The 15669-nt window shown below is 72.3% G+C and carries 13 protein-coding genes and 1 riboswitch; of the genes, 1 reads left to right on the forward strand and 12 read right to left on the reverse strand.

What is annotated here, in order from left to right:
• Positions 1-92: 92 nt before the first annotated feature.
• The 6 genes from ACFXBC_RS25470 to ACFXBC_RS25495 form a co-directional block, all read right to left on the reverse strand.
• Positions 93-800 (reverse strand): transglycosylase family protein, encoded by a 708-nt coding sequence (locus tag ACFXBC_RS25470; protein WP_385028836.1) that lies wholly within the window; start codon positions 798-800, stop codon positions 93-95.
• Positions 801-803: 3 nt separating this feature from the next.
• Positions 804-990, reverse strand: a riboswitch (cyclic di-AMP (ydaO/yuaA leader).
• A 257-nt stretch (positions 991-1247) separates the two neighbouring features.
• A complete protein-coding gene (locus ACFXBC_RS25475; RefSeq protein WP_385028839.1) occupies positions 1248-2318 on the reverse strand; it encodes a transglycosylase family protein in 1071 nt (356 codons plus the stop codon).
• Between the two features lie 128 nt (positions 2319-2446).
• Entirely contained in the window at positions 2447-3718 is a 1272-nt protein-coding gene (locus ACFXBC_RS25480; RefSeq protein WP_385028842.1) for a cytochrome P450, read from the reverse strand.
• Entirely contained in the window at positions 3715-4686 is a 972-nt protein-coding gene (locus ACFXBC_RS25485; RefSeq protein ID WP_385028916.1) for a nucleoside triphosphate pyrophosphohydrolase, read from the reverse strand. The genes ACFXBC_RS25480 and ACFXBC_RS25485 overlap by 4 nt, the downstream gene beginning before the upstream one ends.
• Positions 4687-4873: 187 nt before the next feature.
• Positions 4874-5548 (reverse strand): SurA N-terminal domain-containing protein, encoded by a 675-nt coding sequence (locus ACFXBC_RS25490; protein WP_385028845.1) that lies wholly within the window; start codon positions 5546-5548, stop codon positions 4874-4876.
• Between the two features lie 110 nt (positions 5549-5658).
• Entirely contained in the window at positions 5659-6114 is a 456-nt protein-coding gene (locus ACFXBC_RS25495; RefSeq protein ID WP_385028848.1) for a GtrA family protein, read from the reverse strand.
• A gap of 128 nt (positions 6115-6242) precedes the next feature.
• Between ACFXBC_RS25495 and ACFXBC_RS25500 the strand changes: the two genes are divergently transcribed.
• Complete coding sequence (locus ACFXBC_RS25500) at positions 6243-8870, forward strand: YfhO family protein (protein WP_385028851.1); 2628 nt, start codon at positions 6243-6245, stop codon at positions 8868-8870.
• On the opposite strand, the gene ACFXBC_RS25505 is transcribed toward ACFXBC_RS25500, so the two are convergent.
• From ACFXBC_RS25505 to ACFXBC_RS25530, 6 genes are all read right to left on the reverse strand, one after another.
• Entirely contained in the window at positions 8833-10272 is a 1440-nt protein-coding gene (locus tag ACFXBC_RS25505; protein WP_385028854.1) for an ATP-binding protein, read from the reverse strand. The genes ACFXBC_RS25500 and ACFXBC_RS25505 overlap by 38 nt on opposite strands.
• 97 nt (positions 10273-10369) lie before the next feature.
• Positions 10370-10930: a winged helix-turn-helix domain-containing protein gene (locus ACFXBC_RS25510; protein WP_385028857.1), complete on the reverse strand. Its 561-nt coding sequence runs from the start codon at positions 10928-10930 to the stop codon at positions 10370-10372.
• A 340-nt stretch (positions 10931-11270) separates the two neighbouring features.
• On the reverse strand, positions 11271-12467 hold the full coding sequence (locus ACFXBC_RS25515; RefSeq protein ID WP_385028860.1) for a serine hydrolase domain-containing protein: 1197 nt from the start codon (positions 12465-12467) through the stop codon (positions 11271-11273).
• 242 nt (positions 12468-12709) lie between these two features.
• The gene (locus ACFXBC_RS25520; RefSeq protein WP_385028863.1) at positions 12710-13861 is read right to left on the reverse strand and encodes a DUF6895 family protein; all 1152 of its coding nucleotides are present in this window, start codon (positions 13859-13861) and stop codon (positions 12710-12712) included.
• Complete coding sequence (locus ACFXBC_RS25525; RefSeq protein WP_385028866.1) at positions 13858-14952, reverse strand: DUF6895 family protein; 1095 nt, start codon at positions 14950-14952, stop codon at positions 13858-13860. Before ACFXBC_RS25525 ends, ACFXBC_RS25520 begins: the two co-directional genes overlap by 4 nt.
• 71 nt (positions 14953-15023) lie before the next feature.
• Positions 15024-15669: hypothetical protein (locus tag ACFXBC_RS25530; protein ID WP_385028869.1), on the reverse strand; the 646-nt coding region annotated here is incomplete at its 5' end.

Genomic DNA, 15669 nt, shown 5'->3' on the forward strand with positions numbered 1-15669 from the left:
GGGGGGGGGGGCGGCCCCGGGGGGCCCCCCCCCCCCCCGGGCTGCCCGGGGTCTCCGGCCCCGGGCCGGGGGTGCTGGGGGGAGAGCTGATATCAGCTCAGGTGGAGCTGCTGACCGGGGTAGATCAGGTCGGCCTGCTTCACGATGTCCTTGTTCAGGTCGTAGACCTTCTTCCAGCCACCGCGGACGTGCTCGGCCTTGGCGATCGTGGAGAGGGTGTCGCCGGCCTTGACCTTGTACTCGCCGTCACCCTTCTTGATCGTGGTGGGCGCGGCGTGGCGGGGGGCGGCGTGCTTCGGGGCGGCCGGCGCACTGGTGCGGGCCTCGCTGCGCGAAGCGGCCTGCTGGTCGCTGTGGCCGCTCTGCTGGTCGGCGCTGGACGACGAGGAGCCGTTCGAAGAGGTGGAGACGTCCGGGCTGGGACCACCGCTGGTCAGGCCGCCGGCACCGGCGCAGGACCAGGCACCCGGGCCCTGCATGGCGAGGAGCTTCTCGGCCGTGGCGATCTGCTGGCCCTTGGTGGCGAGGTCGGCGCGGGGCGCGTACTGCGTACCACCGGCGGCGGCCCAGCTGGAGTTGTTGAACTGCAGGCCGCCGTAGTAACCGTTGCCCGTGTTGGTGGACCAGTTGCCACCGGACTCGCACTGCGCGACGGCGTCCCAGGTGGAGACCGAGGCGGCGGATGCGGAGGTCGCACCGATCAGCGGCACGGCCACAGCCGCTCCGGCGACACCGGCGAGGGTGGCGACGCGGACGGCCTTCGAGGGGCGACGGTGCTTGGACTTGCTGGAAAACAGCATGAAGAATCTCCTCACCGACGCCTACGAGGTGAGCTGTCGGGTTCGGGCCAATGAGTTGCCCGGCTGCGCGGCCTAGCGCACAGCTTCACCCCAAGCCGGTCCCGGTTCGTGCCGTTCTCTGACTCTGAACGGACGGCCGGACCCGGCGCTTACCTGGGTCCCCCGCTCCTGCCTGCGGCGCTTCTTAGCGTCAACTGCTTCCCCTCGACCGATGGCAGGATTCGGCGTGGCGATCGAAGAGGCCCGCGGTGCGAGCGGTCTGACCGTAATCACAGGACACCCCGATATTCAAAGATGAACATCGGCGAGCAAATCCCGGGTTTACGACCGCGCATGTCCCGTTTTCGCAGGTGAGAGGCGACATGCGCCGGGTGGACAGTACGGACATTCAGCCGGACCGACGAGAGCCATGTCTCACTCGAACAGAAGCGGACATACAGGCGCTAACTACCCCTGATTTTGGTCGAGATCAAGGCTCTGGCCAGGGACGATGAAGTCCGGATCGGCTCCGACCGTCCGATGGTTCGCCGCGTAGAGCGCGGGCCATCCGCCGGGCAGATCATGGGCCTTCGCGATGGACCAGAGGTTGTCACCCGCCCGGACGGTGTAGCTGCCGTCCGTACGGGCGTCATTCCGGGAGGGGTTTCCCCCGCGCGAGGCATGCCGCCCGGACTCGTCGCGGTGCGCACCGGGGCCGTCGGCGGACTCTCCGCCCCGGTGTCTGCCCGCCCCGGAAGTGTCCGGAGACGCCGGAGCATCTCCGTTGGCGGAGTCGGCGGGTGTCGCCGGGTCAGAAGTGGACGGCGAGGCGGAGTCCGAGGCGTCCGCATGAGCCGAAGAGTCGGGTCTGCCGGATCCGCCCGATGCGCCTGATGTGCCTGATGTATCCGAAGATGCGTCAGATGACGGCGAGGACGACCCGGAGGAGGAGCCGGAAGGAGAGTCCGAAGGAGAGGAGTCCGATGAGGGCGAGCCCGTGGGGGAGGAGGAGTCGGACGGGCTCGAACTCGTCCCCTTCGATGACTTCTGCCCCGATCCGTCCGTATTCGTGCTCTTCGATCCCCCGTCAGAGCCGGCCGGCTTCGAAGGAGTGGGGCTCGTGGTGGCCGGGGAGCCCGGGTCCACGGTGGCCGTGTCCGCGTCGTCCTTCGTCAGCCCGGCGACGGCCGCACAACTGGCCCAGAACTTCGCCCCCTCGGCCGCGTACGCCTTCTCGGCCACGGCTATCTGCTGGGAGCGGCTCGCCAGGTCGGGGCGGATCGCGTACTGCCCGCCGCCGTACTTGTCCCAGGCCGCCTGCGAGAACTGGAGGCCGCCGTAGTGCCCGTTGCCCAGGTCGGCGCTCCAGATGCCGCCGCTCTCGCACAGCGCCACCCGGTCCCAGGTCGTGGCGTCGGCCGCGTGGGCGCCGGTCGACGCCAGCAGCGGAAGGGCGATGGCCGAGCCCGTGACTCCTGCCGCTACGACTAGAGCTGGAGCCTGACGGGGGCGGCGGTGCCGACCGTTCCCGGTGCGCATGCGGTGGCCTTCCGTGTGACGGATGAGTTGAGGGGTGAACGTAGCCGCACTCGAACGTCAGTCACAAGTCGATGCAGCGGAGATCACGTGAAAGTCACATTCTTGACGGCACGTCACTTCAGCCCTGGTCAGACTGAGGGTCCGACAGGATCCGACGCGTCCCCGAACTCCACCGGGAGCGTGCGCAGTCCCCGCATGATGAGCCCGCCGCGCCACCGCATCTCGTCGGGCCCCACCGCCAGACGCAGGCCGGGCAGGCGCCGCAACAGGGTGGCGAGCGCCGTCTGCGCCTCCAGTCTGGCCAGGGGCGCGCCGAGGCAGTAGTGGATGCCGTGCCCGTAGCCGAGGTGCTGGTTGTCGGTGCGTCCGAGGTCCAGCGTGTCCGGCTCGGTGAAGCGCTCCGGGTCGCGGTCGGCGGCGGCCAGCACGACGAGTACGGGATCGCCCTCCGCGACGGACTGCCCGCCCAGGGTCAGCGGTTCGGTGGCGAACCGCCAGGTGGCCAGCTCCACCGGCCCGTCGTAGCGCAGCAGTTCCTCGACCCCGGTGGCGAGGAGGCCGGTCTCCCCGGCCGCCAGTGAGGTCTCAAGGCGCGCACGCTGCTCCGGGTTGCGGAGCAGCGCGTACATCCCGTTGCCGATGAGGTTGACCGTCGTCTCGAACCCGGCGAAGAGCAGGATGAACGCCATCGCGGCGGCTTCGTTCTCGGTCAGGTGCTCGCCGTGGTCGCTCGCCCTGATGAGACCGGAGATGAGGTCGTCACCGGGGTTCTCCCGCTTGCGGTGGATGAGTTCGGCGAGGTAGTTCCGCATCTTCTTGACCGAGCGCGCGACCCCGCCGCGCGGTCCGCCGCCGTGACGGATCATCATCCCCGCCCAGTCCCGGAAGTCGTCCTGGTCCTCGCGCGGGACGCCGAGCAGATCGCAGATGGCGTAGATGGGGAGCGGAAAGGCCAGGTCATGGATGAGGTCGGCCTTCCCGTCCGCCACGAAGCCGTCGATCAGCCGGTCCGTCAGCTCCTGCACCCGCGGGGCGAAGAGCGCGACGGTGCGCGGGGTGAACGCCTTGGAGACCAGCCGCCGCAGCCGGGTGTGGTCCGGCGGGTCGATGTTCAGCAGATGCGTCATCAGCTCCGCCTTGCGCTCCCCCGGGATCCCGGTCTTGCCCTTGGCGTGCGGGGACTCGGCGTGGTGCGCCGGGTTCTTCGACAGCCGGGGGTCGGCGAGCGCCGCCCGAGCGTCCGCGTACCGCGTCACCAGCCAGGCCTCCACCCCGCTGGGCAGCGCGGTCCTGTGGACGGGCGCGTGCTCCCGCAGCCAGGCGTACGCGGGGTACGGATCGGTCGCGAACTCCCAGGTGAAGAGGGTGGGGGCCGGGTCTGCGGTGCTGTTGTCGGTCACTCCTCGACGGTAGCCGCCCGGGGTGCCGCGCCCTCCACGGCCCGGATCGCGTCCCGGTACGCCCGCGCCGCCGCGCGCAGCGCCGCCTCCGGGTCCGTGCCGGCCGCCTCCGCGCTCGCGGCCAGGGCCAGCAGCCGGTAGCCGACGCCCTCGCCCGCCGGGAGCGGTACGTCGAGATCCGAGCCCCGCACCCGGGAGGTCAGCTTCGCCGCGAGGGCGAGGGCCGGCTGGCCGACCGGGACGCCGTCCGTCACCGATGTGCGCTGCTTCTCGATCGCCTTGGTCCGGTTCCAGTGGGCGTGGACGTCATCGGCGGTCTCCGCCGTCTCGTCGCCGAAGACATGCGGGTGGCGGTGGATCAGCTTCTCGACGAGGCCGCCCGCGACATCGTCGATGGAGAACGGCTCGTCCCCCTCATCGCCGGTGCCCTCCTGCGCGATCCGGGCGTGGAAGACGACCTGGAGCAGGACGTCCCCCAGCTCCTCGCGCAGTTCGTCCCGGTCGCCGTCCTCGATCGCCTCGACGAGTTCGTACGCCTCCTCGATCAGGTACTTGGCGAGCCCCCGGTGGGTCTGCTGGGAGGTCCACGGGCACTCGCGGCGCACCCGGTCCATCACCTGCACCAGGTCGAGGAGGCGTGCGCCCGGCAGATCGTACGAACCGGGCAGCAGTTCCAGGTCCGGCATCCGCACCCGGCCGCTGCCCGCGAGCCGGGCCAGACCGTCGGTGAGCTGCCGGTCGCCCTCGCCGGAGGGGAGGACGACGACCGTGTGCCCGCCCGCGCACTCCTCGACCAGCCGGTGCGCGTCGGGCGCCTCCTGCTCGACGGTCACCCCGGCCTCGCGCAGATACGGCAGCTGCGGATGGCCGGGGTCCGCGCAGACCACCCGGTCCGCCGAGTGCAGCAGCTGCCAGGCCGGCCAGGAGAGGAGTCCCGGCGCGACCCGGTGGCTGGTGGTGAGCAGCACGACCCTGCCGGGGGCGTCGAGCGCCTCGGGGACAGGGGTGGGGCCGGGGGCGGAGGCGGAGGGGGCAGGGTCGTGGGTGTTCTCAGCGGTCACCCGTCGAAACTATCCCGCCGGGCCGCTGTCCCGCTGTGCCGATCCCCCGGCGGGCCGGTGCCGGTGCCCGCTGCGCCGCTGTCCCGCCGGACCGCTATCCCGCCGCGCTGACCCCGGTCCCGGCGGACTGGCCCGTCTGCTCCTTGGTCACCTCGGTGATCCACGGCGTCTTGTACGCGCCGAGCTGGCTCTTCTTCGCGTCCCAGACCCCATAGCGCGGATTGACGTCCACGCCCATCGCCCTGGACGTCTTCATCATCGCCTGGAGCACCGCGCTCTGGCCCTGCGGAGTGCCGAGCGAGACGCCGCCCAGCTTCTCGGCCAGCTTGGACGCGGTGACCTGCTCCTGGAGCGCCTGGTCGATCTGGCCGGGTGCGATGCCGTTCTGCTGGAGGTAGACCTGCTGGAGCCGCTGCTCGCTGCCCGCCTGCTTGACCAGCTGGTCGCGCGCGTCCTGGATGTCCTTGCGGGTGACCTTCGCCCCGGCGTCCGCCGCCGCCTTCGCGAGCACCCGGTCGAAGATCATGGTGCCGAGCTTCATCCCGCTGAGGTTGTTGCTGCTCCTGATCAGCTCGGCGGCCTGCGGAGACTTGTTCTGCGCCTTGCGTACGTCGTTCACCTGCGTCTGCAGGGCCGCGACCGTGATCCGGTCCTTACCCACGACGGCTGCCGCGCCCGGATGGGGCTGGCTGCCGCAGGCGGCGAGAAGCGGGGCTGCGGCGACGAGCGCAACGGATACGGAGAGCGCAGTGCGACGGCGGCGGTGCAAAGGAGCCTCCTGGCAGGCGAGTTCGTGCGGGGGGTGGCGTGGCGCTCGGCGCCTCCTCGCGGGGGCGGCCGGGCGACGCGCGGAGCACAAGACCTTGCGTTGATCGAATGTTAGGCACTTGGGGTGGCGGGGGCCACCGGTTCGACCAACGATTCAGGGGCTTCCCGGTTGTCGGGGCGCAGCATGATCGTCCGCGAGATGAGAAAAGTCAGCGGAACGGCCGCCGCTGCCGCGACCAGCGGCGCGTAGTGGGCGCCGAGACGGGCCACGTCCACCAGGAGATAGACGCCGCCGGTGGTGATGACGAAGTTGGCCGCGTTGGTCAGCGGGAAGAGCAGGAACTTCCGCCAGGTCGGCCGGATCCGGTAGGTGAACCGGGCGTTCATGAAGAACGACCCGACCATGCTGAGGCAGAAGGCGACGGTGTGCGCGGCGAGGTACGGGAGCCGGGTGAGCAGGAGCAGGTAACAGCCGTAGTACGTGCCGGTGTTCACCACGCCGACGAGCGCGAAGCGGACCAGCTGGCCCAGCTTCGCCCCCGCCGGGGCCTGCCGTGCGGTGTGCATCTGTGTACACGCTCCTGAGTCTGTGGACGCGCTCCTGGGAACGGGAGAGGTGAAGTCCCGGCGACGGCTCGATGAACTCACCCCATCCCGGGCCAATTCAGCGTATTTCCACTGCCATATTCGGGGGCATGAGACCCCGCCGTCCGGCAGTGACAGCCCGCCTCAGCGCCACCGTACTGGCCGCGCTGCTCACCGTACTGGCCGTGTGCGCCGGGGACGCCGCCGCCCGTATCCATCCGTACGGTCCGCGCCACCGCAGCATCAGCGATCTGGGCAACCAGTACATCCCCTTCCACGCCCACCTCCAGGATCTGCTGCACGGCCGGGCGCACGGCGGGCTGCTGCTCAACTGGCAGTCGGGGTACGGCACGTCGTTCCTGCCGGACCTCGGCACGTATCTGAGCAGCCCGTTCGCGCTGCTGGTCGCGTTCTTCCCGAAGGACCGTATCGATCTCGCGGTCTACGCCGTCACGCTGCTGAAGATGGCGGCGGCGTCGGCCGCGATGACCTCGCTCCTGCTCACCCTGCGGCCCGGCCGCTGGTGGGCGGCCGGGCTGCTGGGCGCCTCGTACGGGCTCTGCGGCTGGTCGGTCCTGGAGGCGTCGTACAACCTGATGTGGCTGGACGGGCTGATCGCCTTCCCGCTGCTGTGCCTGGTTGGCGAGTGGGTGCGGGGCGGGCGCAGACCGCTGCTCGGGCCCGTGGTCGTCGCGCTCGCCTGGACCGCGAACTTCTACACCGCGTACATGGCGACCATCGGGGCGGCGCTGGTGCTGCTCGTCCGGCTGCTGCTGACGGAGGAGGCGGAGACGGGGGCGCGCCATCGGATCCGGGTGCTGCTCAGGGCGGCCGGAACGGTCCTGCTCGGCATCGGCATCGCCGCCCCGCTCCTCTGTACGGTCTTCCTCGGCACCCGGCACGCGTACCCCGGCTGGACCAAGGAGTTCACACCGGCCGCCTGGACGGATGTGTTCGCCCGTACGCTCCCCGCCACCTACAGCTTCTCCACCCCCGCGCTCTTCCTCGGCACGGGCACTCTGCTGCTCGCCTGCGCGCTGGCCTTCCACCGGCCGGTGCCGCGCCGCGAACGCCGGTGCTGGGCGGGGCTCGTGGTGCTGGTCGCGCTGTCGATGCAGTGGAAGCCCACCCATCTCCTCTGGCATCTGTTCGCGACGCCGAACGGCAGCCCGTACCGGCAGACGTTCGTCCTGAGCGGGCTGGTGGTGATCGCGGCCTGGACGGCGCTCTCGTACGGGGTGCCGAGCGGCCGGGCCCTGTCCCGCGGGGCGGCGGTCCTCACGGCGGGGGCGCTCTGCGCGGCCTTCTCACGGACGGTCACCGTCTACACGTATCCGCTCTTCGGTCTCGGCCTGGCCGGGGTGGTGGGCGGGCTTGTGCTGCTGGGGCGGTCGGGACGGGACGGGGCGGCGCGTACCGGGCGGACCGGGCCGGACAGCGCGATGCGGGCCGGGCCGGTGGACAAGCGGTCCACCGGCCCGGGTACGGCGGGTCTGCGGGTGTGGGTGCTGCGGCGGCAGCCGGTCCTGGTGGCGGCGCTGCTCCTGGTGGGGGCGCAGGCCGGTCAGGCGGCGGCGACCACGGCGTATGCGGACCGGGTCAAGATCCACCGGCTGGACGACTACGCGCCGTGGGGCCGCCATCTGGACGAGGAGGCGGCAGCGGTCGCCGGAGCGGACGGCTGGCCGCGCTACCGCACCGATCCGGGGCGCGAGCAGACCACCGGGAACGATCCGCTGCTGGTCGGCGGCGAGGGCGGCGCGTACTACAGCAGCATGACGCCGGACCCGTACACCCGGACCATGGCCGCGCTCGGGGCAGGCTGGACCTCGCGCGGCCGGAACATCCAGTCGCTGGACAACCCGGTGACGGACGCGGTCTTCTCGGTGGGCGCGCGGGTGCGGTCGGCGCCGCGCCGGAAGGGCGTCGACGGCGCGGTGACGGTGGCGCGGGCGGCGGTGCCCCCGCTGGTGACCGTACGACCGCCGGGCCCGGTGCCGCACTTCGGCCGCTCGCCGTTCCGCAACCAGGAACTGCTCATCGGCGCACACGTATATACGTACGCGGACAGCTGCCCGGCCGGTACCGATGTCTTCTACTCCGCGCCGGACCTCACGGGCACCGTCCGGCTGGGCGGAGGTGATCCGGTGGAGCTGCGGGGCGGACAGCGGGGCCGGCGCGCGGCGCTCCAGCCGATGGGCCGTGCCCCGGGCGGCGCGGCGGTCACCCCGCACCCGCAGGGCCGGACGGGCTGTCTGTCCCGCCCGGCCCTGGCCAGGGCGGTGGCCCGTCTGACGCGGACGGGCGCCCGTTCGGTCCAGGTCACGGACCGGTCCGTACGGGCCCAGCTCCCGCCGGGTTCCAGGGGCACAGCGGTCTTCGCGATGCCCCGCATCTCCGGCTGGCAGTGCCACACGGGCCACACGGCCGACCGCCCGGCCCGCTCGTATCTGGGCCTGGTGGCGGTCCCCCTGACCGGCGGTGCCACCACGGTGAGCTGCACCTTCCGTCCCCCGGGGCTCCGGCTCGGGTCAGCGGTGGGCGGCCTGGCGCTCCTGGCCCTGGCCGGGGCAGCGGTCGTACGGCGCGCGGGACGGAACGGGCGGCGGGGCCGGGGGGACACCGGGGCAACGGAACCACTCGCGGATCCGCCGCCTGCCGCCGCGCCCGCCCTGGTACGGAACGGAGGGGCGGCGGCGGTCAGTTCTGCCAGGCGGCCAGCAGGTCGGCGGGGGTGAGCACACCGTCGGGGCGTACGCCGTCGGCGATACCGGCCGGACACACCGCCAGCAGCCGGGCGGTTTCGGCACCGGGGACGTGATGCCGTGCACCGGCGAGATGCGTCAGGTCCCGCGCGTCGAACCGCTTGTTCTCGCGCCACTTCACCGACCCCACGAGCAGCACCTTCCTGCCGACCGCGGCCGGAAGGACGATGTCGTACTCGACGCTGTTGTCACGGTTCCACCAGCTTCCGGCCCGGCCCGCACTCTCCAGACCCGGTGTCCCGAGGCTGAGTCGCGACACCGCGTCCTGGACCAGCGGCTCGACCGCCCGGCCCCGCCAGCTCGCCCAGCCCCGGTCGAAGGCGCCGCGGGCGATGTCGGGGCGGCCCCGCGCGATATGGGGCAGTTGCTCCTCGACAAAACGGAACCAGAACCGCAGACAAGGGTCGTCGATACGGTAACGGCGCAGTCTGCTGCCGGGGCTGCTCCCGACGGGGACATCCACCGTCACCACGCCCTTGTCCGAAAGCACTCCTATGGCACGGGTCACCGCTGTCTGCGCTGCGGACCCGGCCTCCGGGAGCCTCCCGACGACCTGGCTGAAGGTGCCGAAGCCGATCTCCGTACCGCCGATCGCCGAGAGCACCCGACGGGCCTGGTGGGCGTCCGGGAACTCGGCGTCCAGCGACCGCTGCCCCATGACCGCGAGATCGCTGTTCTCGTCGCTCAGCTGTTCGTGCACGAAGGCCGTGGTGCTCGCCGAGCGCGCCCGGTCCGCCACGAGGCGGGGGTAGCCGCCGGTGACCAGCGCGGTGTCGAACGCGGCCGACGGGTCTGCCTCCGGCCCCAGCGCCTCGGCGCACTCGGCCGGGTTGAACGGCGAGATGGTCCGGTTCTTCGCCCTCCCGTACAGAGGCCGGTCGTGTTCGGTGAGCCGTTCCATCATGGTGACGTCCGAACCGATCAGCACGAAGAGCACGGGCGTGTGCTCCAGCTGCCGGTCCCAGGCGTTCTGGAGTTGCCCCTCAAGCGTGGAATCGGCGCCGGCGGCCCAGGGGAACTCGTCGACAACCACAACGGAGGGCGTGTTCCGGCAGGCCACGGCGGTACGGCCGAACGCGTCCCGCCAGTCGGCGGGCGGAGCAGCGAACAGCGTATCGGCGTCCTTCAGCGGGGTGGTCGAGGTGTGTATGTCGGCGGTGAGAGTCCGCAGCTGGACTGCGGGCGGTGCGTTCTTGACCGCCGTGAAGTAGAGGTAGGGCAGTCCGGCCCGCTCGACGAAGCGCGTGAAGAGGCGGGACTTCCCCACCTGTCGCCGCCCCCGCACGGCCAGCAACTGACCAGTACCGGTCTCACGGATACGGTCCAGACGGCCGTGCAGGTCGTCGAAGACGTGTCGGCGTCCGTAAAAGTCCATGGGAACTCCGTGTACCAGCGTCGGCTCAGCACCCTCGGCTGACGCCGTACTCATTAACATACAGCGACGTATCATACATCGACGTATGTGAGCCGGGTCACAGGGCCCAGGTCCCCTCGCCCGCCGTCGGCGATATCCGCTGGCCGGCGAGGGCCGGGACGTACTTGTAGCCCACGCCCACCACCGTCGCGATGACCTTTCGGTACTGCGGGCCGAGCCGTCGGCGCAGGCGGGCCACATGGACATCCACGGTGCGTTCACTGCCTGCCGTGTCGGGCCAGAGCGCGGCGATGAGCTGAGGGCGCGCGTGGACGTGCAGCGGGCGGGAAATGAAGTAGGCCAGCAGGTCGAACTCCATTTTGGGAAGTTCGAGTTGGCGCCCGGCGACATGAATGGTGCGGGCCGCGTGGTCGACTTGGAGCGGGTCGGAAAGCGGATCCGCCGTGGCGGCCGGGGCTGTTGTTTCAGCCAACTCGGCCGGATCGGCCAGATCCGCTGTTTCGGTTGTTTCCGCCCTGCGCTCCGGAAGTGCGGCGTCCCATTCCGGAGAGGGGGCGAACACGAGATGGAGTTCCGAGGGCGTCTGCCGTACCGAGACAGGGACATAGCCCTGAGCCGCGAGCACCCACCGCCCCCGGGAAATCGGTTCGACGGTCACCGCCGGATCGGTCGGCGGGCGATCCGAGACGGCGTGCCAACCCGTCCTGGCGGGACCGCGTGCTGTGAAAGTGCCTGTGGACATTGGCTACTCATTCCCGTCGGGGGCGTGCAGAGCAGACATTCACGGAGTACGACCGCGTCGACAGCGGGCGCGCCAAACACTACACGTGAGTGCACGAGTTCGGAAAGTAACATCCGTATGGTGGAGGTTACTTGCGCCCTTGATGCGAATACGCGATTAAGCGGTGGCGGCCGCGCTGTTGTCGTGTTTCTTTACGGACCCGTTCCGGCTGCCTTTTCCGCGGCGACTCCACGGTCCAGCCGCTCGGCCCGGCCGATCAGTCCAACTCCCCGTGGAGCAGGGCGTACGCCGTCGCGACGAAGGTGTCCCGGAGGCGGATACGGCGGGTGGTTACCGCGGCCACCGCCGTGTGGGTGGCCGGGCGGAAGCCGATGAACGCCTGCTGGCCCGTGGTGGCGCCGGCGTGGAAGTACAGCGGGCCCTGGGGTGAGGGGTGCTGGAACCAGGTGAGGGTGTGGGTGTGGTGGTGGCCGAGTCCTCGGCGGAGCACGGGGCGGCGGACCGTGCGGAGGGCGCTTTCCAGTGGGGTGCCGGCCGGGTCCAGATGGGCTTCGAGGTAGGTCAGCAGGTCGCCGGGGGTCGCGCGTACGGCCCCCGCGGCCTGGAAGCCGCCCATGGCCAGACCGGGTACGGGAGTGACACCGTCCGGGCGGTGGCCGGGGGCGTCGGTGCCCGGCCCGTGCTGGTCCGTGCCCATGCGCCCGCCCGCGCCCCCGGTACGGCCACGCCCGTTCGCGCGCTCCGGGTGCAGCCGGGTGGCGGTCAGGCCGAGGGGGGTCAGGACGTGGTGGGCGATCAGGTCGTCCCAGGGGGTGGCCGTGGCGGCCGCGAGGGTGTGGCCCAGGACCGAGGCCCCGAAGTTGGAGTAGTGCCAGCGGGTGCCGGGGCGGTGGCGGGGCCGGGCGCGGAGGAAGGCGGCCACGACGCGTTCGGCCGGGTAGCCCCCGTACGGGTCGGTCGACCAGCGCCGGAGCGCCTGCGGGTAGAAGTCGGCCGGCAGGGCGGGCAGTCCGGCGGTGTGGGTGATCAGGTGGAGCAGGGTCGCCCGGTTGCCGGGGGCGGTGTCCCGCGGGGCGCCGGGTGACAGATGGCGGGCCGCGATGTCGTCGTACGAGAGGCGGCCGGCACGGACGAGTTCCGCGAGGAGGAGGCCCGTGAACGTCTTGGACGCCGAGCCGATCTCGTACCGCTGCCGGTCGCGCGGGACCCCGGGCGCGGGGGCGGTGCCTCCGCAGTGGACCGTGCGGCGGCCCCGGTGGCTGACCGCGATGACGAGGCCGGGGGCGTCGATCGCCCGCGCGGCTTCGGCCAGGCGGGCCGCCACCCCGTCCCGGGGCCGTGTACGGGGCTCCGGCCGGGCTTTTGTTACGGGTGTTTCCGGGCCGGAGCCCGGTCCTGCTTCGGCCGCTGGTTCCGTACCGGCCGCTGGTCTCGGCCCGGCTTCCGGTCCCATCCCGGCCACGGGTCCCGTACCGGCCCCCGGTCCGGCTTCGGCTGCTGGTCCCGGTCCGGGCCCAGGCTCCGTACCCGCCGCCGGTCCCGGCCCGGCCCCCGGTCCCATCCCCGCCGCTGGCCCCGTCCCGGCCCTCGGTCCCATCCCCGCCGCTGGTCCCGTACCGGCCCCCGGCCCCGTCCCGGGCCGTGGTCCTCCGCCTGGCCCTGACTCCGACTCCGCCTCCGTGCCGTCCGCCGGCATCAGGAGACCGGGGCGGTCAGGTCCGCCATGGCGCGGGAGACCGCCAGGGCGGAGGCGAACGCGGCCACCAGGGTCGGGTGGTAGACGAGGTCGAAGACATACCCGTCGTCACCCTCCGGCATCGCGCCCTGCACGGGCATCGCGCCGTCGGGCTGCTGGGCGGCGGCGAAGCCGCGCCAGGCGGCCGGGTCCAGCGTGGGCTCCGGCAGACAGGCGTCCACGACGAGCAGTTCGCCCAGCAGGTCCCACCGTCCGAGGTCGAGCCAGTCGTCCAGCCAGACCGGCAGCCAGGTGGCCAGATAGCCGGCGATGTCGTCGGGCAGCCCGGACGGGTGCTCGCCCCAGTCGGTCAGGTGGAAGACCGTGTGCGTGATGTCGTAGCCGATGTGGCCCTCCACGGTCCACGGCTCCGGGCGGTGGGCCAGCCAGGTGCGGGCCGCAGCCGCGTCCTCGGGCAGGCCGGGCGGGAGGCCGAAGCGGCGCTCCATGGCGGAGAGCCCGAGACGGCGGACCGGCAGCACCTCCAGCGTCTGCCGGCTGACGAGCCGGTGGTTGAGCTGGGCTGCGGCCTCGACCTGGGGGTGGCTGTAGCCGAGCTCCTTGAACGGTACGTAGACCTCGAAGGGCACCGGCGAGAGCGGTTCGCGGGTCTGTCCGTCGACGAGGCGGGCACCGGATCCGAGGAGTTCGTGCCAGGCGTGGTCCAGCAGTCTGCGCGCGGTCGCGGCCTGCTGCGAACCCGCGACGCCCTCGCGGAAGATGACCTTCCCGATGAGGGCCAGTTCGCCGAGCGGCTTGAACCGGTCCAGCATGCCGGTTTCGGGGTCCGGGTCGTCCTCCAGGCGGAAGCCGTCCCGGTGGGCGTACAGCCACTCCAGGGCGCGCGCTCCGACGTCGTGGATCTGCCGGACCGCCCCGGCCGTACCGGTGGTCGCCGTACCGGGGGTGGCCGTACCGGGGGTGGCTGTGCCGGTGGCCGTACCGGGGGTGGCCGTCCCGGCCGTGCCCGTGTCTGGGGTGCCCGTGCCGCCGCTGGCCGCACCGCCGCCCGCCGCACCGCTCGATGCCGTACCGCCGCTCCCCGTACCGCCCGGGAGCCCGTCACCGGGGCGGGACGCGTCGCCGTTCTCCGTCGGTCCGCCGTCGTTCATACGGCGCCTCCGTCCTGTCGGCCGGCCGGATCCGGCTGCTGTCCGGTGCGGCCGGGGGCCGCCGGGGCAGGATCAGGGCCGGGCTGCTGTCCGGTGCGGCCGGTGGCCGCGGCGGTGGCCGTACCGGTGGCCGTGGCCTGGTCCGCCGGCCCGCTCCGGGCCAGGGTCAGGGCTGCCGCGAAGGCCGTCACCAGCGTCGAGTGGTAGCAGTTCAGGAACTCGCGCGGGGCCTCCAGGACATCGGCTGATGCCTCGCCCCCCGGGCCGCCCTCCTGTTGCCCTCCCCCGCCCGGGACGAGCGGCGGGCCCGTCTCGGGGACGGCGCCCGTGCCGTCCTGGACGGCGGCCAGCACCGGCCAGAAGGTCTCCACCAGCGCCTGCGGCGGCGGTTCCGGCAGACAGGCGGCGACCGCGAGGAGCTCGCCGCCGAGGTCCCACTGGCCGTTCTCGAAACAGCCGTCGATCCACGCCGGGAGCCAGGTGCGGAGGTAGTCGGAGATGTCCCGGGGCATCAGCTGCGGCGCGTTGCCCCAGTCGGTGACGTGGAAGACCGCATGGGTCAGGGCGTACCCGGAGGCGCGCTCGAAGGTCCACGGCTCGGGCAGCGCGCCCAGCCAGGTCCGGCGCAGGACCGGCTCCGCCGCCGTGTGCGGGGGGACACCGATCCGCCGCTCGGAGTTGAGCAGCCCCAGTTCGCGGTTGGCGTGCTGCTCGGTGAAGGCCCAGCCCCGGGTGGCGGCGACGGCGGACACGAGGCGCTCGAAGCCCTCGTGGCGCAGGCCGTCTCCGGCGAAGGCCGCGTAGATCTCGAAGGGGTAGGTGGCGAACGGCTCGTTGCGCGCGATGTCGAGGAGCAGCCCGCCCTCGCGTACCTGCTCCCAGGCGAACCGTACGAGAGCGGCGGCCGTCGCATGGTGCGGGTCGCCGGGGTGCGTACGGCGGCTGACCGTGGTGCACAGCTGGGCCAGTTCGCCGAGGGGCTTCATGGTGCGGTTGACGTCGCTGTGCGGTTCGAGGACATCACCGGGGAGCACGAAGCCGGAGCGGTTCCCCCGCACCCAGTCCAGGGCGGCCCCCAGCGCACCACTCACAGGACCCGCGCCCGGGGCATCGACGTCAAGTCCGTTGCCCCGGGGCCGCGTTCGCGCTTGCGGGGCGGCCGTCACCGGGCCGGTCCAGACCGCGCCCCGAGTCCGGACCGCGCCCCGAGCATCAGTCCGGCCGCGCGCAGATGCAGTGCCACCCGGGGGTCCTGACCGCCCATGAGCTGGACGAAGTCCAGTCCTGCGGCCAGGCCGACGGTGTCGGGCACCCCGTCGAGCGTGGCCAGCCAACGGCCGGCCCCGGCCGCCTGGAGCCAGTCGCGGCGCCGCACGGCACGGACGAATCCGCGGGCCACGTCGACCGGCCGGCCGCTCGCGACGCGGTTGACGGCCGATGCGGAGGCTGGACGGGCGAGCGGGGCGAGCACGGAGAGCTGATGGGTGAACGCCTGCCAGGGCGCCTCTTCGAGCCACGCGGCGGTGGGCTCGGGCGCGGCGTCGCCGGTGCGGGGCGTACGGAGCGCCGACTCCATCGCCCAGTGGCTCCAGGCGGTCGCCGCCGGGGCGCCCGCACGCGGCGGGAAGTCGATCACGGCACGCTGCAGCACCGCCACGTCACCGGGGTGCGGATCGCGTCCGTACAGCAGGCTCGGCAGCAGCAGATCGGCTCCGATCACCCTGACCGCGGCGATCCCGGTCCTGTCGTCCTCGCCGATCCCGGCGGCGCCACAGACCGTGGAGAGGTGGGGGGGGGGGGGGGGGTGG

It is taken from the genome of Streptomyces sp. NPDC059398 (assembly GCF_042751845.1).
In the GTDB taxonomy this organism is placed as follows: Bacteria; Actinomycetota; Actinomycetes; order Streptomycetales; family Streptomycetaceae; genus Streptomyces.

Coding starts and splice junctions, on each gene's coding strand:
- ACFXBC_RS25470 (WP_385028836.1), bottom strand. CDS start 800: ATGCTGTTTTCCAGCAAGTCCAAGCACCGTCGCCCCTCGAAGGCCGTC.
- ACFXBC_RS25475 (WP_385028839.1), bottom strand. CDS start 2,318: ATGCGCACCGGGAACGGTCGGCACCGCCGCCCCCGTCAGGCTCCAGCT.
- ACFXBC_RS25495 (WP_385028848.1), bottom strand. CDS start 6,114: ATGCACACCGCACGGCAGGCCCCGGCGGGGGCGAAGCTGGGCCAGCTG.
- ACFXBC_RS25500 (WP_385028851.1), top strand. CDS start 6,243: ATGAGACCCCGCCGTCCGGCAGTGACAGCCCGCCTCAGCGCCACCGTA.
- ACFXBC_RS25505 (WP_385028854.1), bottom strand. CDS start 10,272: ATGGACTTTTACGGACGCCGACACGTCTTCGACGACCTGCACGGCCGT.
- ACFXBC_RS25515 (WP_385028860.1), bottom strand. CDS start 12,467: ATGGGACCGGAAGCCGGGCCGAGACCAGCGGCCGGTACGGAACCAGCG.
- ACFXBC_RS25520 (WP_385028863.1), bottom strand. CDS start 13,861: ATGAACGACGGCGGACCGACGGAGAACGGCGACGCGTCCCGCCCCGGT.